Here is an 18,749-nt window from a genome sequence, read left to right as displayed (position 1 = left end):
CCCGAGTCAGTCAGCCTCACCCAGAAAATCACTGACCAGCCTGGCAAAGCGGTTGGCGTGTTCAATCTGGGTCCAGTGCCCACAGCGGCCAAATACATGCAGCTGCGCCCGGTCAATCAGTTCCGCCAGCTTCAAGGACGCTTCAAGGGGAATAACCTCGTCTTCACGGCCGTGCAGAATCAGTGTTTCATGGGGCAATGCGCGAATCGCTTCTTCCGGGCTGGCCAGGTTATCAACCCAGCGCTGACGCGGGGCCGGGAACATGGCAGCAAACGATTCCTGGAAGCCCGGGCGAATACTGGCCTGATAGCGCATTTCCGCCAGCTCATCAGTGAGCAGGCTCTTGTCGTAGGCGAACACATCCATCAACCGGCGCATGTTTTCAGGTGATGGCTGGTAACCCCAGACTTCGTCCAGGCCCTTGGTAATTGGGAAACTGACACCCACCGAGCCCATCAACACCAGGCGACGCACGCGCTGCGGGTGCTCAATCGCCAGAGACAGGGCCAGGCCACCACCGAACGAATTACCCACCAGGTCAACCTGCTCCAGCCCCAGTTCGTCCATTACTCCGATGGCATGGGCTACCCAGCGTTCACGGTTATAAACCTGGTCTTCCGGGCGTTCGCTGTATCCAAAACCCAGCATGTCCGGGGCAACCACCCGTCGTTCTTTGGCAAGCTCCGGAATCACCAGGCGCCAGTTAGCCCACGCGGTTACACCGGGGCCTGAGCCATGGATCATCATCAGCGGAAAGCCCTCGCCCTGATCATGGACGTTGGTGCGGTAGCCGGCGGCAATGATTTCGCGCCCGATTTCGGGGCTGTCTACAGGAGCATTCATGATGGCCTCACAGTCAAATTCAGGTGTTCTTCAATTCTGTTCAGGTAGCTTCTCTGCCCCGGGCCCCAGGCCCGGGGACAATCAGAGGATCAGGTCATAACCGTCAGGAAGCGTTCATTCAGCACGCGATCGTGGTAGAAAATTGCCTTGCCAAGATCTTCCGCTTTCCAGGTAATCGGCTTGTGATCCGGATAGGTGTAGTCGCCGCCGCAGAACACTTCGTTGCGGTTTCCGGACGGATCGAAGAAGTAAATGGTCTTGCCATGTGTCAGGCCGTGACGGGTCGGGCCGATATCGATCGAGGTATCGGTCATGGAGATCAGGTCCGCGGCCCGCAGTACGTCTTCCCAGGTTTCCAGGAAGAAGGAGGCGTGGTGGAACTTGCCCGGGTCGTCACTGTGGATGAAAGCAATGTCGTGCTCTTTCATCGAGGAGGTCAGGAACTGGGCAATGCGGGTACCTTCCGGATCGACCACCTGCTCGACCAGGTGGAAGCCCAGTACGTTCACGAAGACGTCGTACACGGCGGCCAGGTTGGGGCCATAGAACAGGCAGTGGTCAAAGCGCACCGCTTTCATGCCCTTCAGGCCACGGGGCCAGGCTTCCGGATTGACATCGCTGACGCCCCACTTGCCGGTGTATTCCTTATCGGCATACAGCTCGAAAGCATGGCCGGATGCCACAGTGAACCGAATCCGGCGGCCGCAGTCTTTCAGCTCGCCTGCTGGCAGGTGTTCCACTTCCAGACCGTGGGCAACCAGGTCTTTTTCCAGCTGGTTGAGGGCGGCTTCGTCCAGCACCTTGAAGCCCATAAAGTCACAACCCGGCTCGTCGGTTTCCCGCAATACCAGGGAGAATTTGTCTACTTCGGTCCAGGCTTTCAGGTACACCCGGCCCTGGTCGTCACGATCGGTTTCGATCATGCCCAGCAGCTCGGTGTAGTGTTGGACGGCTTCATCGATATCCAGAACCCGTACCTGTACGTGACCGGGACGCATTACACCTTTTCTCATGACAAGTACCTCTTTGTGTTTGTTATTGCTTTAGTGGCAACCTGTTCCCGATTATAGGGATTAGGGTTCCGGATAAGACCCACTCATACGGGCGCTCAAAATCCCGAAAATGGAAGCTTGAGCAGGCATACCGACCACCTTCATGCTAGAGTTCCAGGCAATAACCTGCTGATTGCGTTAACAATCATCCGAGAAGCCCTTAAATGAACTACCAGGACCTGTTTTACTTCATCAAAGTCGCCGAAAAAGGCAGCATTGTTGCGGCTGCAGATTTTCTGAAAATCCCGACCTCAACCCTGTCCCGCCGACTTCAGACACTTGAGCAGGATCTTGGCTACAAGCTGGTTCACCGCAGCGCAAAAAAGTTCGGCCTTACCGATTCCGGCCAGCGCTTCTACAAAAGCCTTGCCGGCATATTTACGGACCTCGAGCTGTCCGCGGAGAACGTCAAATCCGAGCTGGCCAGCATTTCTGGCGACATCCGCATCACAGCACCGATTGCCGCCGGGCACTTTTTCGTTAAAGAGTGGGTTTTCGAGTTTATGAAAGAGAACCCACTGGTCAGCGTTGACCTGATGTTTACCAATGAACCGATTGACCTTGTCGCTCACGGCATCGATGTTGCCTTCCGGCTTGGCGGCGTGACGGTAAACGACTGGATCATCCGTGATCTTCATGCCACCGAACTGGTGGTGGTCGCCACTCCCCGACTGCTTGAGCAGTATCCGGAGCCAAAAGAGCCATCCGACCTTGACCAACTGCCCCTGGTTGGCCTGAAGCGTCAGCCGTACTGGCGCTTTCACGACCAGGCCGGTCATTCGGTTACTTACTCACCGAAGCCCAAGCTGCGAACTGACGAGATCCGGTTGGCCGCCGATGCAGTCCGGGCGCATCTGGGCGCCTGCTGCCTGCCCCGATACCTGGTTCAGGCAGATCTGGAAGCTGGCACCCTGGTGAGCCTGTTGGGCGACTGGCTGTCGGAGACCCGCACCATTCACATGCTCTACCCCAACCGGAACCAGCTGCCCAACAAGATCCGCTCCTTCGTGGACTTCGTCATTCGCAAGTCCGCTGAACTGTAGCCCCGAGTCAGTCAGCCTCACCCAGAAAATCACTGACCAGCCTGGCAAAGCGGTTGGCGTGTTCAATCTGGGTCCAGTGCCCACAGCGGCCAAATACATGCAGCTGCGCCCGGTCAATCAGTTCCGCCAGCTTCAAGGACGCTTCAAGGGGAATAACCTCGTCTTCACGGCCGTGCAGAATCAGTGTTTCATGGGGCAATGCGCGAATCGCTTCTTCCGGGCTGGCCAGGTTATCAACCCAGCGCTGACGCGGGGCCGGGAACATGGCAGCAAACGATTCCTGGAAGCCCGGGCGAATACTGGCCTGATAGCGCATTTCCGCCAGCTCATCAGTGAGCAGGCTCTTGTCGTAGGCGAACACATCCATCAACCGGCGCATGTTTTCAGGTGATGGCTGGTAACCCCAGACTTCGTCCAGGCCCTTGGTAATTGGGAAACTGACACCCACCGAGCCCATCAACACCAGGCGACGCACGCGCTGCGGGTGCTCAATCGCCAGAGACAGGGCCAGGCCACCACCGAACGAATTACCCACCAGGTCAACCTGCTCCAGCCCCAGTTCGTCCATTACTCCGATGGCATGGGCTACCCAGCGTTCACGGTTATAAACCTGGTCTTCCGGGCGTTCGCTGTATCCAAAACCCAGCATGTCCGGGGCAACCACCCGTCGTTCTTTGGCAAGCTCCGGAATCACCAGGCGCCAGTTAGCCCACGCGGTTACACCGGGGCCTGAGCCATGGATCATCATCAGCGGAAAGCCCTCGCCCTGATCATGGACGTTGGTGCGGTAGCCGGCGGCAATGATTTCGCGCCCGATTTCGGGGCTGTCTACAGGAGCATTCATGATGGCCTCACAGTCAAATTCAGGTGTTCTTCAATTCTGTTCAGGTAGCTTCTCTGCCCCGGGCCCCAGGCCCGGGGACAATCAGAGGATCAGGTCATAACCGTCAGGAAGCGTTCATTCAGCACGCGATCGTGGTAGAAAATTGCCTTGCCAAGATCTTCCGCTTTCCAGGTAATCGGCTTGTGATCCGGATAGGTGTAGTCGCCGCCGCAGAACACTTCGTTGCGGTTTCCGGACGGATCGAAGAAGTAAATGGTCTTGCCATGTGTCAGGCCGTGACGGGTCGGGCCGATATCGATCGAGGTATCGGTCATGGAGATCAGGTCCGCGGCCCGCAGTACGTCTTCCCAGGTTTCCAGGAAGAAGGAGGCGTGGTGGAACTTGCCCGGGTCGTCACTGTGGATGAAAGCAATGTCGTGCTCTTTCATCGAGGAGGTCAGGAACTGGGCAATGCGGGTACCTTCCGGATCGACCACCTGCTCGACCAGGTGGAAGCCCAGTACGTTCACGAAGACGTCGTACACGGCGGCCAGGTTGGGGCCATAGAACAGGCAGTGGTCAAAGCGCACCGCTTTCATGCCCTTCAGGCCACGGGGCCAGGCTTCCGGATTGACATCGCTGACGCCCCACTTGCCGGTGTATTCCTTATCGGCATACAGCTCGAAAGCATGGCCGGATGCCACAGTGAACCGAATCCGGCGGCCGCAGTCTTTCAGCTCGCCTGCTGGCAGGTGTTCCACTTCCAGACCGTGGGCAACCAGGTCTTTTTCCAGCTGGTTGAGGGCGGCTTCGTCCAGCACCTTGAAGCCCATAAAGTCACAACCCGGCTCGTCGGTTTCCCGCAATACCAGGGAGAATTTGTCTACTTCGGTCCAGGCTTTCAGGTACACCCGGCCCTGGTCGTCACGATCGGTTTCGATCATGCCCAGCAGCTCGGTGTAGTGTTGGACGGCTTCATCGATATCCAGAACCCGTACCTGTACGTGACCGGGACGCATTACACCTTTTCTCATGACGATTTCCTCTAATCTTTTGTTCTTGTTCAGTCGGCAAAATTGCCGGCTCCAGGATGACATTCGATAACCAGGTCCTTTGTCGGGTAGATGCGGCAAGCCAGCACTTCCCCGTTCTCCAATGCCTCAGGCGGACAGTGGCGCTTACTCATCTTTCCGCACTCATAACTGCCGCTAATTACTTTGATCATGCAGAAGCCGCAGCCTCCACCCCGGCAACCCACCGGCACACACTTGTAGCCCTTCGATTCCATGGCCTTGAGTACGCTCTGCCCTTCCTCGCAGCTGAAGCGGTCACCGGTCGTCCGGTTATATACCTGGTACGCAACCATCGCCCTCTCCCGGTCAGATTTTCTTGAACAGAGCCGAACGCTGGGTCTCTTCCGCACCGTCGGCCGCTGTCAGGAATTTCTCCATGAAGATGTCCCGCTCGAACAACCGGCCTTGCATCAGGGCGGTGATCGCTGCATCGATCATCGGAGGTGGGCCACACAGGTAAGCCTTGTTACCGGAAAACCGGCCGCCAAAGTGTTCCTTGGCGGCGTCGTGCACATAACCCCGGAAGCCCTGCCAGTCGGCATCGTCCTCGGCCTGGCTCAGGGCCGGCACGTAGGTAAAGTTGTCGTGGTCACGATCCAGTGCTTCAAACAGTTCGCGGTTGTAGAGCTCTGCGAGGTTGCGGGCGCCCTGGAACAACACGATCTTGCGTTCGTCGTTCTGCTCCAGCAGGTCGAGAATCATCGATTGCGGGCTGGAAAGCCCTGAACCACCCGCGATGAAGATCAGATCACCAGGCTGGGAACTGCGCACAAAGAACTGCCCATAGGGGCCGGACAGGTTCAGTTCATCGCCTGCTTTCAGCTGCTCGTGGATGTAGGTGGTTGCAGCGCCCCCTTCAACCAGGCGAATGTGCAGTTCCACTTCATCGGGCTTGCCTGGCGGGTTAGCGAGTGAGAACGCGCGGGCACCCTCAACTCCGGGCACTTCGATGTTGATGTACTGGCCAGCCTGGAAGGTCATCGGGCGGTCCAGTTTCAGGTGCAGACCCTTGATGGTGGGCGACAGGTCAACAATATCCGTTACTGTCGCTACGTAATCCTCCACCGGGTAGCCCTCGAAGTCCGGGTCGACATCGATATCGGCTTCGATGGTCACGTCGCTTTCCACTGTGGCGCAGCAGGCCAGCACCTTGCCTTCGCCTCGCTCCACGTCCATCAGGGCAAACGGTGAGGCGTCGCCAATCTCGACGTCGCCCTCAAGCACCTGCACCTTGCAGGTAGCACAGGTGCCGTGACCGCAAGCGAAGGGCAACCACACACCCTGGCGAAGGGCCGCCTGGAGGATAGTCTGGCCATCCTCGACTTCAATCTGCTCGCCAATCGGCTCGATAGTAACGGTATGACTCATCGCTCTGCCCTCAGTATCCGGCGTTCGCCATGCCTTTCAGGCCCGGCGTGGTAACCGTCAGCATGCTTTTGTGATCAATGCCCTGGTCTTTCAGGGTGGCATCCGCATTCGGGGTGAACAGCTCATCGTTCAGCAGCCATTCAGCATTCAGGAAGTCCGCTTTTGCAGATTCCGGGTGTGCTGCGGTGGCCGGCTTGAGGATCTCCTCCACCAGGGCACGGAAGGTCATATCCGGCTGCACCAGCAACGCAAACGGCGCGCAGAACAGCAGGTGGTCGGGCCAGTAGATATACAGCAGCTGCATGCCGTGAAAGTTTTCGACCTTGTCTTTCGGTTCAAACTTGTAGTCGTAAAGTGCGCTTACACTCATGATGGTCACCTTGTTGTTTTTGTGGGTGGTTCGCCCGGCGCCAGTGGCTACCGGGCGACTCCCGGGTCAGTATCAGGCGGCGTCCTGGTTCTCATCAGCAGGCTTTTCGCCCTTGATGGACATCCAGCGCTTGTGGTCCGGCGAACCGAGGTACTCGAAATTGTCCTCGCCGATGTTGATGTGGTAGTACTTCTGCACCACGGTCTCGACATCTGCGCCTTCGCAGTTACCCTGATAGATCTGATGCACCGGCAGCCAGGCCTGCACATATTTTTCCGGCTCGTGCTTGAAGATGTCGCAGCAGGCTTCGGAGCAGAAATGGTAACGCTCGCCTTCATGAACCAACTGACGATGGCTCAACTTGGTAGGCGCGCCCATTTCGGTGAACAGGTTCGGTACCTGGCACACCTGGCACAGTTGCGGCAGGGTGTTGTTGTAGAAGCGACGGCCAGCGGCGGCCTCTTTCGCCAGGTACTCGTAACGCGGACGGTAGTACTTGTCGAAAGTGTCCGGGTACTTTTCAGACATCCAGTCCATTTCTTCCTTCTCTGGAACCCAGGTATGGAAGTTGGTGGCATGGCTATACTGGTAGAAAGTGGTCCACAGCTGGTGGCTCAGGTGATGCTTGGCATCGTTGGCCACCTCCTGGTACTTGGGCGGACGGATGCCGTAACGCTCCAGATCCTGGAACAGGGCTCCACCGTTCTGCTCGTAATACACTTCCCAGGCCTCGGCCCAGCTCATCACCTTGTTCGGCAGCATGTAGTCCATCATCAGGCTGACCAGGCTGAGCAGGCGGAATCCGCGCCAGAACCACTTATCGATCCAGCGCTGAACAATGGGCACATTGTCTTCGTGCTGCTCCAGGATGAACTTGATCACCTCAAGGCCCAAGGTCATGTGGCGTGCTTCGTCTGACTGGGCAGAGAAGCCGAAGGTCACGGTGGCCATGTCGCCGTTGTATGCGGCGCCCGACATAAACGGAACAAACACGAGGTTAGTCAGCACATACTCGAACGAGAACGAAATGGCGGTCAGGAATTCGAACGGGCCAGCGGTGCGGGCATCGTCAAAGAACGACTTGGGCACCGACAGGAACCACACCCGGTCGTGCATGTGCGCAGCATCATGCAGGCCGTTAAAGTGCTTGTTGTAATGACTCATGGCGTGTTGCTGGGTCTGCGAATGACGCAACTCGTCAATCGACTGCATCTGACAAGCCACCCGCGCACCAGCACCACTGAACTGACGACCTGCCTTGGCATAACCCTGGTAGGCCCCATGTTCCAACGGAGATATGCCACCTATGAACAGCTTCAGGGCGTTGACGTAGCGAGCGTCTGAAATGTTCTGGTGGCCATTATTCTGGGCAAACGCATCAAAAATGGCGTACAGCTTCTTCTCTTTTTCCGCCTGATACTTCCAGTACGAATCCATGGTCAGACGGAATGGGTCTTCCCACTGAGACCAATCGGTAATCTTGATACCTTCAAAGTCCTCGTGCGGAAAAATGTCTTCTTTTTTCTGGTAGGTAGGCTCCCAACTCATGTCGCGGGTCAGATACTGGTATTTGTCTTTGAGATTCAATTTCTTGTTTTGAACAGCCATGATGATTCTCCCAATTAATTCCACTCAAGAATAAAATGGTCATCGTCCTCATCGACATTGCCGCCGATGCTGATGACGTTTACGAGCATTTCCTGAACATCCCAATCGCGAGCCAGCTTTTCTTCCATCGTTTCCCGGTTTATCACCAGGCGCTTCTCAGCCTGGATCCGGATCAACGCAGGCTGGTGCTGTATTTCCGCATGAGGGTTATCCTCCATAACCGCTTCGGCTAGATAGCGAGAGTCGTCGTTGTCCTGAAATACAATGAATACCAACTGGCTCATGCTGAGACTCCCCTACTCTGCAGTCCGAATTTCTTCAGGCGGGTAGAAAGCTCCGCCCGTGCTTCATCCAGAGCGTCAATACCCACCGAGGCTTCTGCCAGTGGTTGGAGAGCGCTATAGATCTGCGGCTCCCACTGATCGATCCACGTCTGGAGCAGTTCGCAATTGGCTTCGCTCTCACCGGCGACGGCTTTGATCATGGCGTTGGTCCAGCGAAGGGATTCTTTGTACCAGTCGCGCATGAACTCGGTGAGCATGGAAACGTCTTCCGCACCCTGAGTCGCAAGCCAGGCATCCATTTTGTGGTACACCAGGGTGTACATCAGTCCATCCAACAGAATGTTCTGAACCAGGGTCAGTTCGAACCAGTCATCAACAACCAGGGTGTCCTCCACGAGTTTGCGCATGGGCTGCCACAGCTCGTCATCCATCCAGTAGCCTTTGGACTCGTCCAGTGCCTTACCGGTACTACCGTCAATCAACAGAGCAATGCGAGACAGGTACTGACCAATGCCCAGACGATCCATCGCGGCGTAGATGTGCATCTGGGAAACGGTGGTGGCTACAGCGTCACCCGAGATCTTGCTGTTGTTCATGTTGGCGCCCAGTTCAACATGACGAAGAGGCACCAGCAGGCGCAGCAGCTGCTTCTGAGTCTCTTCCGGCAGGCGCGTCAACAAGTTGCGCTTGTCGCAAAAACCAAAGCTGGTCTCGGCGGACTCCTGCATTTTGGCCCGGTTGCCTACGTAGACGCCGTAGTAGTACTGGCGGGGATCAGACACCGCGTACCAGTCGTCCATGCGGATGGCGGTACGGCGATCATCATTGAGCTCGTATCGGGAATCCCATTGGGGGCGATAGTGGAAGTTGGTTTTCGCCTCCAGGTCGTAGCTCGCTTCCTGATAGCGAGTCGCCGGCTTGTCGCCAAATCGGCGCGCAATGTGGCTGTAGGTGTGACGAATGGGCTCCACCGAGGTGGTTTTGATTTCGATATTCATATCAACCTTTCCGTTTTGTTTTTGTGGATCAGATTGTGGGTGTTGCTAGTATTCAGTAACGTTGGCCGCGCTCTCCGAAGCGCCACTTCATCATGTCCTCGTCAATCTCGCGGATCATTTCCGAATCCATATGGACTACGTTGTTGTGCTTGCAGAAAATTTCGAAGGCTTCTTTGGGTAGCACCAGTTCAACGAACAGCTCCGGATGACCAATGGCAAAGTCAAATTCCACGAATTTGTCGCCGGGCTCGCTGCGGACCCGGATATAGCGGGTCATTTCGTCAAAGGTTTTTTCGTTGGTTGCGTTAGTCATGGTTAGCCCCGATTGTGTTTTTTGTTGGCTGACAAGTATTGAGCAACGCCTGTGCCACTTTTAGTCTTTGTGCGGAAACACAATCACAGGAGACTGATTCAAAACACCTTTTCTATTCACAGAAAATTTCTACGCTGAGACCTAGGGACATCAGGCCACCCAAACCACCATCGATTTTTCATCAAATGATCAATAAAAGGAGACACCTCCTCAAATGGTCGACTAGCCGCCAATTACCATTTCAGCTGCCAATTTTTACTATTTGGTTGATTTTTGACTTCGATCATGTGCTAGATGATCAATTAATGAGCTCCACCAGAGCCACTCCCCACCCACAACAATTAACGGGGGTCTCCGACCATGGCTGTCAGTTATAAGCCACAACTGAACTACACGGATTTCAAGGATCTGACGGAGCAGATTCATTTCCACAGCTCGGAAGGCAAAATCTGGTTTGGCGAGCAACGCATGTTGCTGATGAACCTGACATCACTAGCGGCCTTCCGTCGCGAAATTGTCAATAGCATGGGCACAGAAAGAGCCAAGGGCTTTTTCTTGCGACTGGGGTACCTGTCCGGCCTCAAAGACGCAGAGCTTGCCCGCAAGTTACGTCCTCACTGCAGCGAGCTGGACATTTTTCTTGCAGGGCCCCAGCTCCACTCCCTCAAAGGAATGGTGAAAGTTGTTCCCCTGGATATTGACCTGGACCAGGAAACGGGCGATTTCTATGGCCGGCTTGAGTGGATCGACTCCTGGGAAGTTGAAATCTGCAAAACCGAACTCGGCCAAATGAAGAAGCCCGCCTGCTGGGTTTTGCTGGGCTATGCCTGCGCTTACACTTCCTCATTTATGGGGAGGGAGATCATCTTCCGGGAAGTCAGCTGCCGCGGCTGCGGTGACGAAACCTGCATGATAGAAGGAAAGCCCGCGGAAGAATGGCCCGACGCGGAAGAGTTCTCCCGTTACTTCAAAACAGACCCAATGATCGAAGAACTCTACGACCTTCAGGAACAGTTGAACTCCCTACGCAGCACGCTGCAGAGACAACAAGGCCAGTACTACGGTATCGGGCAGTCTGCTTCGTACAACAAAGTCTGCAAAATGATCGACAAGGCAGCGCAGGGAAGGGTTTCACTGTTACTGCTTGGCGAGACAGGGGTTGGCAAGGAGGTCATCGCACAAAGCGTTCACCTGCGCAGCGAGCGCTCTGATGGCCCCTTCATCGCGGTGAACTGTGCAGCCCTTCCGCCAGACCTGATCGAAGCCGAACTGTTCGGTGTAGAGAAAGGTGCATACACCGGCGCCAATCAGTCCCGGGAGGGCCGCTTTGAAAGAGCGGATGGCGGCACAATCTTTCTGGACGAGGTCATTGAGCTAACCCCCCGGGCACAAGCCACGCTTCTTCGGGTACTTCAGGAAAGCGAACTCGAAAGAGTCGGCGACAATCGCACCCGGAAGGTAAACGTCCGAGTCATCGCAGCCACCAACGAGAGTCTCGAACAGGCGGTTGAAGACGGCAAATTTCGGGCAGACCTGTTTTATCGACTGAACGTGTTTCCCGTACACATTCCACCATTGCGAGATCGCCAGGAAGATTTGCCGCTCCTGGCCAGTCACTTCCTGGAAAAGTTCCACGCCCAATACAACAAACGAACACTGGGACTCTCAGACAAGGCTCTGGAGCTATGCATGCAATACCGGTGGCCAGGCAACATTCGTGAACTGGAAAACGTGATCGAGCGAGGCGTGATACTTACGGACAACAACGAGACGATCAGTCAGGACGCTCTATTCGTGAGCCCCCCTCAAATCAGCCCGGATTCTGTTGAACACATTGATGATGACGGAAACATGCGTTCTGGCAAGCCCGGTGGGTACGGCGGAAGCTGGTCGGACCAAGTGATCGAACAGGGTATCAGCCTTGACCAGGTCGAAGAAACGTTAATGAAGCAAGCGATGGAACAAGCCAACCAGAACGTATCAAAAGCTGCGAGACTGCTCGGGCTTACTCGCCCGGCACTAGCCTATCGCCTAAAGAAGTCGGGCATTCTCGCTGAGAACTAAGACTGTTTGAGCGCGACACGGATGTTGCTGCTTTCGTAAACTGATCAAATCAGCAACTGGAATCTGAAATTCATCATTTGATAAAAGTCAACGCTGAAAATGATCATCCACACAATTGTTAAGATACTACCTGCCCCAGAAAACCCTCTGTTATTCAGTATGTTAAAAAATCAATAATAATCTGGCACAGGCATTGCTGAATCTCCGTCAGTCGCTTTACTTCACAAAAACAAAGACGGTGACAGAACAATGCAAGAAGCCCCTATGCGCTCTGTGCGCGCCTCCGGCGTTGCACTGGTGTTTACTAGTGTTCCGTCTGGTTAATTCCTAAGCGGAAGTGGGCTATAATTCGAGCTATTATTTACGAGCTCGGAGACTCTGTTTTGGCCCGGAAACCAGCACCCTTTAATCTTACGGTAAACGATCAACTCGAGCTGGAAAGCTGGTTGCGAACAAGCACGCTGAGTCAGAATCTTGTTCTGCGAGCACGAATCGTTTTGGCCCTGAATTCCGGTGAATCACCCAAAGTCGTTGCGGAGCAACTGGGAACCACGACGGCCACGGTATTCAAGTGGCGTAATCGTTACACCGAACAGGGTCTGAGCGGTCTTCGGGATGCACCAAGACCTGGACAACCCAGAAAGCTGGACCAGAAAAAGGTTAAAGCTATTCTTGATGACACGGTCAAAAAGCTGCCCAAGGAATCTACCCACTGGAGCGTCCGGTTGATGGCCGAATATGCCGGTGTTAGCCGCTGGCAAGTGCATCAGATCTGGAAAGCGGCTGACCTGAAACCACACCGGCTGAAAACCTTCAAAATAAGCAACGATCCAGACTTTGCTGAGAAGGTTTTCGATGTCGTTGGCCTGTACCTGAATCCGCCGGATAACGCGCTGGTGCTGTCGGTTGACGAAAAAACGCAGATCCAGGCACTGGATCGCACTCAACCAAAGCTGCAACTGAAACCCGGCCAGATCGAGCGCCGTACCCACGATTACAAGAGGCACGGGACGACCAGCTTATACGCGGCCCTGAATACCCTGAACGGCGAAGTGATTGGGCGCATTACACAACGTCACCGCGCCAAAGAGTTTCTCGATTTTCTGCGACAAATTGATCGAGAAACACCGAAAGAGCAGGACCTTCATCTGATTCTGGACAACAGCTCGACTCACAAAACACCAGAAGTGAAAGCCTGGCTGGAAAAGCATCCCCGGTTCAAGCTTCACTTCACACCAACCAGCGCCTCTTGGCTGAATGCTGTGGAGGGCTGGTTTGGTCAACTGGAACGCCGCGCTTTGTACCGTGGCATTTTTACCAGTGTCGGCGAACTTAAGAAGGCGATTCGTCGCTTTATCCAAACTCATAATGAGAAACTGGCAAAGCCGTTCCGCTGGCACAAGAGTGCAGAATCGATTATGACTTCAGTGACGCGAGCAAAGCTGAGTGTTATTGATAATAAATAAACGGATTACCCAGACGGGACACTAGCGCCACTACACTTACACTATTGCTGACAGGATGCGAAGCCCCGCTCAACCTTGAAGCGGTCAGAAGCATTGAGAATCAGCCCACCAAAAGAACCGATTTCTATCAGGCCATGGCCAGCAACCGGAACACTATTGTTGTTGCTGGCAACGATGGCGTTCTTCTCTCCAGCAGTGATCAAGGGAAGAGATGGAAACGGCATCCTGAAATCACCGGGAACAGCTTCCTGTCGATTACATCGTGTCCTGATCAAAGCTTCATTGCGCTTAGCTTTGACAATAACCTCTGGCATGGCGATGCGTCCGCCCAAAACTGGGTAAAACATGCCCTCCCCAGCCAGGAGCAGATGATGACTGTTGCCTGCTCGCCTGATGGCAAGTGGGTGACTGCAGGGAGCTTCACAACGGTTCAGCACAGTGCAGACCAGGGCGAATCATGGAGCGAGGCTTCCCTTTACGAAGATGCCATCATCAATAACCTCCAATTCATCAACCAAGATCAGGCCATTGCAACTGGTGAATACGGGCTTGTTCTGAAGAGCGAAGATGGTGGTGAGAATTGGGATATTGCCGGGAATGCCCCTGACGAATTCTACATTCACACCAGTTACTTCAAGGACGCCGATAACGGTTGGATAGGCGGCCTTAACGGCTTCATCTACCAGACCAACGACGGCGGTCAGAACTGGGAACAGATGTCGACAGCAACCAATGCTCCGATCTTCGGTTTCATAGCTGGAGACACCAGCCTTTATGCGTTGGCAGACAACGCCACTGTACTGCAACTGCAGCAGGATACCTGGAACAAGATCTCCGAATCCGAACAGCCGCTCTACCTCAGGGCCGGGCTGGCTCTGCCTGACCAGCGTCTTCTCGTAGCCGGAGGCCGAGGCCTGCTATTCGACATTAAACCCCAAACGGCCCTTGCCGCCAGCACAGACTGAGGTAACTGACCATGTCCAAACTGCATCGCTTCACGCACCTGATGCACCTGCTGGAAGTGTGGATATTCAACAACCCACGCAAGGTGCTCTCACTGATTGCTATTCTGACCCTGGTTTTCGCCCTGCGAATTCCCGGTTTGAAAATCTTTACCGACTTTGCTGACCTGCTGCCCCAACAACACCCCTACATTGAACTGCACAACTCCATCAAAGACAGTTTCGGTGGTGCTAATGTTTTGGTGGTAGGGGTTGAGTTTGAAGAAGGCGATATTTTCACGAATGAAAATCTCGCTCGCATCGATCGAATTACTCAGGCCGTCGATAGCCTGCCGGGTGTAAACCACAACCTGGTATCCAGTGTCACCCATCGAAACTCCCGAAAAGTATGGCTCACCGAAGTAGGTAGTATTAACTCCGAGCCCTACTACGACTCCACTCGCGGTCTGTATTCCTCCGATGAACTGGAATCCATGCGCGCTGATGTTGCAGCAAACCCGCGGGTCTATGGGCCTCTCGTGTCACCCGACTTGAAGATGGCGCTGGTCAAAGCGCAGCTGATCGAAAGCAAACTAGATTATGAAACAACGTTTGCCCAACTCCAGGAACTGCGAGCTGAAGAGGCATCGGAAGGCGTTACCATCTATGCCACAGGCCAGCCGGTATTAGTGGGTTGGGCCTACACCTATATGGATCAGATCCTGCAAATTTTTGTGTTCACTGTGCTCGCCATGCTAGCGCTGCTCATCTTCCACTTCCGTAAAGCGTACGGTGTGCTCATCCCCCTAGGCGGCGTTCTTGTCTCCACAATATGGGGGCTTGGGATTATCAGCTTCCTGGGTTACAACCTTGACCCTCTCGGCCTGGTAATCCCCTTTTTGATTGCTGCGCGAGCCATGAGCCACGGGGTTCAGCTGGTTGAGCGTTATTATGCCGAAACCCAGGAACTGGGTAACGGCCCGAAAGCTGCCAAGGCAACCTTTGACAGCCTGTTCCGTCCAGGATCGCTAGGGGTGGTGTCTGACGCCATCGGTCTATCCCTTATCGCCATTGGCTCTATCCCTCTCAACACCCACCTTGGCATCTATGCCTCCTTGTGGGCCATCACCGTGGTCTTCACCGTTCTGGTAGGTGTACCACTGCTGCTCTCCATCCTGCCAACACCCAAGAACCCGAAAATCCGGGAAACGGTGTTGCGCCATATTGGTAGCACCAGTTCGCGCATGGTCACCAAACCGGGTTCTGCCCGAGTCATCCTGGCCGTAGGCGCCATTGCGATGCTCGGCGGACTCTTGGCCGCATCCAATGTCCAGATTGGCGACTCCGAGCCCGGTTCTCCAATTCTCTATCCAGATCATGACTACAACGTCTCGTCCCGGATCGTGAACGAGCGTTTCCCTGGATCAGAAGAACTTTATATCGTTGCTGAAACCGATGAAAAAGGAGGGCTGAAACGCCCGGAGGTACTGACAGCTTTGGCCGACCTTCAGGCCCATATGCTGACTGACCCGGAGGTAGGTGGCGCCAAGGGACTGCCAGACCTGGTCAAGCAGGTAAACCGCCTGATGCACAACGACGATCCCCGCTGGTTCCAGATTCCCCATGATGCAGGTTACGTGGGCGGTTTGATGTTTACCTACATGGCGTCCAGCCCGATCCCCGGAGCTCTGGATGAGTTCAACGATACCGACGACCGCGTTGCCAACCTGGTTTTCTACTACAAGGATCGTCAGGGCGAAACCATTCGCCGCGCCATTCACATGGCAAAGGAATGGATTGCAGAGAATGGCGATAGCGTAGAAGGACTGACCATTCGGCTGGCCGGGGGCACCCTGGGCGTAGCGGCCGCAATGAACGAATCAGCATTCGAGACCAATGTAATCGTTCTGCCGCTTGTATTCCTGCTGATCTTCGCTTTCGTCATGCTGTTCTACACCTCATGGCACGCCGGCCTCATGATGTTGATGGCTATGCTGTTTGCCACCACCCTGACCTACGCTTATATGGGCCTGAACAGCCTGAGTATCGACATCAACACGGTGCCGGTAATCGCCGTGGGCATAGGTGTCGGTATTGATTACTCCATCTACATGATGGATCGCATCCGGGAAGAAATGGCCAAGTTTCAGAACCTCCGGGAAGCTGTGCAGCGTTCTATTTCTACAACCGGCATGGCAATCAGCTTCACCGCACTGACACTGATGGCAGGAATCATCATGTGGGTGATCTTCTCTGACCTGCGTTTCCAGTCCGATGCCGCGTTATTGCTGTGCGTAATGATCATCATCAACGGTCTTGCCGCAATGCTTCTGGTGCCCTCATGGGTGCTGGTCTTCAAGCCACGCTTTATCACCGACGTCTACGCAGATGAAGACGGCATTCTGCATTCCGAACACAGAAAACCGAAATCAACTCCGGCTGCTGCTCCCGCCAGGAAGCAGGAGGACGGATTTGTGCCAGGAGAACCGTACCGGGCGTAAACCGGTACGAAACTCCAAAAAAACCTGTAACGAGGACAAGCCATGCAAATAAAAACAAAAGGCCTGAGGTTCTGGTGCTACACCCTTGCGGGTGGTGCCTGCCTGGCGCTGACTCCATTGACCACAACCGTAGCGGCAGAAGATACCCGCGTTAACGGTTACGTTGAAAACGCCACCTACGGCCGAGAAGGCGTGGGGCTTTCGAAATTCCGCAATACCTTGCAACTAGAGCTGGAGAAAAAAGCCGGTGATGTGGGAATTTTTAGCAATGTGGGCTTCAACGCCACACTCCGGGGAAGTTATGACGGAGTTTATGATCTGAATGATGATGAGTATGGACGAAACGCAGGGGGTCCGGTTCAGTTACAAGATCTACCTCAAGGCACTGTTCCGCATGGAAGTGGTGCTGGCAGTCCTGCAAGTGCTATTCCTTTGCCCCCTGGTAACGCTTTTGGCTTTGATGTTAGCCAGAACCCCAATGATGGCATGGTGGTTCTGGGGGAGCATTTGCATTCACAGAACAACGGTGTCGCCTTCGGCGTTCCGGTGCGCCCTTGTGACAAAGACGACCGCGGCTGTATCAACGGGTATCTGGACAAAGACTCCAACGACCTGAGATTCCAGGAGTTCAACGATCGCGCCGACTTCATCCGGGAACTCTATGCCGACTTCGATATTAACTTCGATAACGGCAACATCCTGAGTACACGACTGGGTAAACAGCAGGTTATCTGGGGCAGAACGGACCTGTTCCGGGTACTCGATGTCATCAACCCGGTGGATTACTCCCGGAACAACATCTACGACGAACTGGAAGATATCCGGATTCCCATGTGGATACTGCGGACTGACTACCGCATGGGCCCCACCGAAGTGTTCGACGGTCTGGCATTTGATGACCTGAACTTTCAGGTGGTGTGGAACTTCGACAAGTTCCGCCCCCATGACATTGGCCAGTGCGGCCAACCAAACGTGATGCTGGATGCCGGCTGTTTCTTCCGGGGCATGAACAACCTCTGGGAAAATGGTGGAACCGTGGCAAACTTCGCGGGGGCTACTCCTGACGGGGGCCTCGCAACAGACTTCGGACCCGGCCAGATCGGTATCCGCAAGGCACACATGCCGAGCTGGAGCCTGTCAAATACTCAGCTGGGCCTGAAGCTTGAAGGGGTTTATGGCGATCTTGGATTCTCTCTCAATGCCCTGACCTATCGCTCCCAATTGCCCTCTCTCAGAGGGGGCATTCCTGCAACCAATGGGTTCACCGGAGAGACTGCTGTCTGGCCGAGCCTGATCGCTTTCGACATCCACTTCCCGCGCGTGAATCTCGTTGGTGGCTCTCTGGACTATTACTCTCAGGGAATTGACACGGTATTCCGCGTAGAAACGGCTTACACCTCGGGTGAGGAATTTGCCAATACCCTTCGCAAAGAGCTCTATTCCGAATCAGATGTACTCCGTTACGTAATCGGCGCGGACAAAAACATCTTCATCCCGGCCCTGAACGAAAGCCAGGCCTTCCTGTTCTCCGGACAGATTTTCGGGCAGCACATTCTGGACCACGAACGTGAGCAGAGAACCTACGGCGAAGCTGGCATTCCAGATTATGAACACAACTGGACCGCCACCTTGTTAATGCAAGGGTTCTACATGAATGGTCGCCTGACCCCGAAAATCATCACAGCACATGACTTCCGAGCGCAAGCTACCGCTATTGCGCCGTCTGTGGACTGGCTGGTCAATGACAATTTCAAGCTCACTTTGGGCGGGAATTTCAAAGTGGGGACCGGAGCCCGGAAATTCGACGACTGTCGTTCATGCAACCCCTGGGATCCGTTCACCCAAACACCTGGCGTTGTGGGCCAACAACCGGGTGAATCTGCCGGCGTCGGCAGCTATGAACCTCTCGCTCGCTTCAAGTCCGGCCCCATCGGTATGGCCCAGAAAGAAGACGAAATCCAGCTGACTGCCCGTTACAGCTTCTGATAACAAGAGGATAAAA

General features: G+C 54.7%; 18 protein-coding genes. 6 read left to right on the top strand and 12 right to left on the bottom strand.

The window, feature by feature from the left end; genetic code table 11:
- Positions 1 to 6: 6 nt before the first annotated feature.
- Together ACNSOI_RS02150 and ACNSOI_RS02145 are read right to left on the bottom strand one after the other, a co-directional pair.
- On the bottom strand, positions 7 to 843 hold the full coding sequence (locus ACNSOI_RS02150) for an alpha/beta fold hydrolase (RefSeq protein ID WP_420195027.1): 837 nt from the start codon (positions 841 to 843) through the stop codon (positions 7 to 9).
- A gap of 89 nt (positions 844 to 932) precedes the next feature.
- Positions 933 to 1,856: a catechol 2,3-dioxygenase gene (locus tag ACNSOI_RS02145; protein ID WP_420195026.1), complete on the bottom strand. Its 924-nt coding sequence runs from the start codon at positions 1,854 to 1,856 to the stop codon at positions 933 to 935.
- Between the two features lie 203 nt (positions 1,857 to 2,059).
- Here ACNSOI_RS02145 and ACNSOI_RS02140 point away from each other — a divergent pair, with 203 nt between their 5' ends.
- A complete protein-coding gene (locus ACNSOI_RS02140) occupies positions 2,060 to 2,938 on the top strand; it encodes a LysR family transcriptional regulator (protein ID WP_420195028.1) in 879 nt (292 codons plus the stop codon).
- A gap of 7 nt (positions 2,939 to 2,945) precedes the next feature.
- Here the strand turns inward: ACNSOI_RS02140 and ACNSOI_RS02135 are convergent, their stop codons facing one another.
- The 9 genes from ACNSOI_RS02135 to ACNSOI_RS02095 all read right to left on the bottom strand — a co-directional run bounded on the left by ACNSOI_RS02135 (position 2,946) and on the right by ACNSOI_RS02095 (position 9,775).
- Positions 2,946 to 3,782 (bottom strand): alpha/beta fold hydrolase, encoded by an 837-nt coding sequence (locus ACNSOI_RS02135; RefSeq protein ID WP_420195027.1) that lies wholly within the window; start codon positions 3,780 to 3,782, stop codon positions 2,946 to 2,948.
- 89 nt (positions 3,783 to 3,871) lie between these two features.
- The gene (locus tag ACNSOI_RS02130) at positions 3,872 to 4,795 is read right to left on the bottom strand and encodes a catechol 2,3-dioxygenase (RefSeq protein ID WP_420195026.1); all 924 of its coding nucleotides are present in this window, start codon (positions 4,793 to 4,795) and stop codon (positions 3,872 to 3,874) included.
- A gap of 29 nt (positions 4,796 to 4,824) precedes the next feature.
- Positions 4,825 to 5,127 carry a 2Fe-2S iron-sulfur cluster binding domain-containing protein gene (locus ACNSOI_RS02125; protein ID WP_420195025.1) on the bottom strand — a complete coding sequence of 101 codons (303 nt, stop codon included), beginning with the start codon at positions 5,125 to 5,127 and terminating at the stop codon, positions 4,825 to 4,827.
- A gap of 13 nt (positions 5,128 to 5,140) precedes the next feature.
- On the bottom strand, positions 5,141 to 6,202 hold the full coding sequence (locus ACNSOI_RS02120) for an NADH:ubiquinone reductase (Na(+)-transporting) subunit F (RefSeq protein ID WP_420195024.1): 1,062 nt from the start codon (positions 6,200 to 6,202) through the stop codon (positions 5,141 to 5,143).
- A gap of 10 nt (positions 6,203 to 6,212) precedes the next feature.
- Positions 6,213 to 6,572: a phenol hydroxylase subunit P4 gene (locus tag ACNSOI_RS02115; protein WP_061332468.1), complete on the bottom strand. Its 360-nt coding sequence runs from the start codon at positions 6,570 to 6,572 to the stop codon at positions 6,213 to 6,215.
- Positions 6,573 to 6,644: 72 nt separating this feature from the next.
- Positions 6,645 to 8,180, bottom strand: coding sequence for an aromatic/alkene/methane monooxygenase hydroxylase/oxygenase subunit alpha (locus ACNSOI_RS02110; protein WP_420195023.1), 1,536 nt, complete (start codon positions 8,178 to 8,180; stop codon positions 6,645 to 6,647).
- 14 nt (positions 8,181 to 8,194) lie between these two features.
- Complete coding sequence (locus tag ACNSOI_RS02105) at positions 8,195 to 8,464, bottom strand: MmoB/DmpM family protein (protein WP_043313075.1); 270 nt, start codon at positions 8,462 to 8,464, stop codon at positions 8,195 to 8,197.
- Complete coding sequence (locus tag ACNSOI_RS02100; RefSeq protein ID WP_420195022.1) at positions 8,461 to 9,462, bottom strand: aromatic/alkene monooxygenase hydroxylase subunit beta; 1,002 nt, start codon at positions 9,460 to 9,462, stop codon at positions 8,461 to 8,463. The genes ACNSOI_RS02105 and ACNSOI_RS02100 overlap by 4 nt, the downstream gene beginning before the upstream one ends.
- 52 nt (positions 9,463 to 9,514) lie before the next feature.
- Positions 9,515 to 9,775 carry a phenol hydroxylase subunit gene (locus ACNSOI_RS02095; protein WP_420195021.1) on the bottom strand — a complete coding sequence of 87 codons (261 nt, stop codon included), beginning with the start codon at positions 9,773 to 9,775 and terminating at the stop codon, positions 9,515 to 9,517.
- Between the two features lie 360 nt (positions 9,776 to 10,135).
- Between ACNSOI_RS02095 and ACNSOI_RS02090 the strand changes: the two genes are divergently transcribed.
- The gene (locus ACNSOI_RS02090) at positions 10,136 to 11,839 is read left to right on the top strand and encodes a sigma 54-interacting transcriptional regulator (protein WP_420195020.1); all 1,704 of its coding nucleotides are present in this window, start codon (positions 10,136 to 10,138) and stop codon (positions 11,837 to 11,839) included.
- A 383-nt stretch (positions 11,840 to 12,222) separates the two neighbouring features.
- Positions 12,223 to 13,305: an IS630 family transposase gene (locus tag ACNSOI_RS02085; RefSeq protein ID WP_420195019.1), complete on the top strand. Its 1,083-nt coding sequence runs from the start codon at positions 12,223 to 12,225 to the stop codon at positions 13,303 to 13,305.
- A gap of 41 nt (positions 13,306 to 13,346) precedes the next feature.
- Here the strand turns inward: ACNSOI_RS02085 and ACNSOI_RS02080 are convergent, their stop codons facing one another.
- A complete protein-coding gene (locus ACNSOI_RS02080) occupies positions 13,347 to 13,652 on the bottom strand; it encodes a hypothetical protein (protein WP_420195018.1) in 306 nt (101 codons plus the stop codon).
- A 21-nt stretch (positions 13,653 to 13,673) separates the two neighbouring features.
- Here ACNSOI_RS02080 and ACNSOI_RS02075 point away from each other — a divergent pair, with 21 nt between their 5' ends.
- From ACNSOI_RS02075 to ACNSOI_RS02065, 3 genes are read left to right on the top strand one after another with little or no spacing between them, the layout of a single operon-like run.
- A complete protein-coding gene (locus ACNSOI_RS02075) occupies positions 13,674 to 14,270 on the top strand; it encodes a WD40/YVTN/BNR-like repeat-containing protein (RefSeq protein ID WP_420195017.1) in 597 nt (198 codons plus the stop codon).
- A gap of 11 nt (positions 14,271 to 14,281) precedes the next feature.
- Positions 14,282 to 16,747 carry an efflux RND transporter permease subunit gene (locus tag ACNSOI_RS02070; RefSeq protein WP_273134297.1) on the top strand — a complete coding sequence of 822 codons (2,466 nt, stop codon included), beginning with the start codon at positions 14,282 to 14,284 and terminating at the stop codon, positions 16,745 to 16,747.
- Positions 16,748 to 16,789: 42 nt separating this feature from the next.
- Positions 16,790 to 18,733 (top strand): DUF1302 family protein, encoded by a 1,944-nt coding sequence (locus tag ACNSOI_RS02065; protein ID WP_420195016.1) that lies wholly within the window; start codon positions 16,790 to 16,792, stop codon positions 18,731 to 18,733.
- The last annotated feature ends 16 nt before the right edge of the window (positions 18,734 to 18,749 follow it).

Origin of the sequence: Marinobacter sp. GH_1 (genome assembly GCF_048595985.1) — a bacterium.
Classification (GTDB): Bacteria; Pseudomonadota; Gammaproteobacteria; order Pseudomonadales; family Oleiphilaceae; genus Marinobacter; species Marinobacter shengliensis.
Note: the sequence above shows the minus strand (reverse complement) of the source record. Positions and strands in the feature narration are given on the sequence as shown.

Excerpts from the sequence above, each read along its gene's own strand:
- ACNSOI_RS02150 (WP_420195027.1), bottom strand. The coding sequence starts at position 843 with ATGAATGCTCCTGTAGACAGCCCCGAAATCGGGCGCGAAATCATTGCC.
- ACNSOI_RS02145 (WP_420195026.1), bottom strand. The coding sequence starts at position 1,856 with ATGAGAAAAGGTGTAATGCGTCCCGGTCACGTACAGGTACGGGTTCTG.
- ACNSOI_RS02140 (WP_420195028.1), top strand. The coding sequence starts at position 2,060 with ATGAACTACCAGGACCTGTTTTACTTCATCAAAGTCGCCGAAAAAGGC.
- ACNSOI_RS02135 (WP_420195027.1), bottom strand. The coding sequence starts at position 3,782 with ATGAATGCTCCTGTAGACAGCCCCGAAATCGGGCGCGAAATCATTGCC.
- ACNSOI_RS02130 (WP_420195026.1), bottom strand. The coding sequence starts at position 4,795 with ATGAGAAAAGGTGTAATGCGTCCCGGTCACGTACAGGTACGGGTTCTG.
- ACNSOI_RS02125 (WP_420195025.1), bottom strand. The coding sequence starts at position 5,127 with ATGGTTGCGTACCAGGTATATAACCGGACGACCGGTGACCGCTTCAGC.
- ACNSOI_RS02120 (WP_420195024.1), bottom strand. The coding sequence starts at position 6,202 with ATGAGTCATACCGTTACTATCGAGCCGATTGGCGAGCAGATTGAAGTC.
- ACNSOI_RS02115 (WP_061332468.1), bottom strand. The coding sequence starts at position 6,572 with ATGAGTGTAAGCGCACTTTACGACTACAAGTTTGAACCGAAAGACAAG.
- ACNSOI_RS02110 (WP_420195023.1), bottom strand. The coding sequence starts at position 8,180 with ATGGCTGTTCAAAACAAGAAATTGAATCTCAAAGACAAATACCAGTAT.
- ACNSOI_RS02105 (WP_043313075.1), bottom strand. The coding sequence starts at position 8,464 with ATGAGCCAGTTGGTATTCATTGTATTTCAGGACAACGACGACTCTCGC.
- ACNSOI_RS02100 (WP_420195022.1), bottom strand. The coding sequence starts at position 9,462 with ATGAATATCGAAATCAAAACCACCTCGGTGGAGCCCATTCGTCACACC.
- ACNSOI_RS02095 (WP_420195021.1), bottom strand. The coding sequence starts at position 9,775 with ATGACTAACGCAACCAACGAAAAAACCTTTGACGAAATGACCCGCTAT.
- ACNSOI_RS02090 (WP_420195020.1), top strand. The coding sequence starts at position 10,136 with ATGGCTGTCAGTTATAAGCCACAACTGAACTACACGGATTTCAAGGAT.
- ACNSOI_RS02080 (WP_420195018.1), bottom strand. The coding sequence starts at position 13,652 with ATGTTTTACCCAGTTTTGGGCGGACGCATCGCCATGCCAGAGGTTATT.
- ACNSOI_RS02075 (WP_420195017.1), top strand. The coding sequence starts at position 13,674 with ATGATGACTGTTGCCTGCTCGCCTGATGGCAAGTGGGTGACTGCAGGG.
- ACNSOI_RS02070 (WP_273134297.1), top strand. The coding sequence starts at position 14,282 with ATGTCCAAACTGCATCGCTTCACGCACCTGATGCACCTGCTGGAAGTG.
- ACNSOI_RS02065 (WP_420195016.1), top strand. The coding sequence starts at position 16,790 with ATGCAAATAAAAACAAAAGGCCTGAGGTTCTGGTGCTACACCCTTGCG.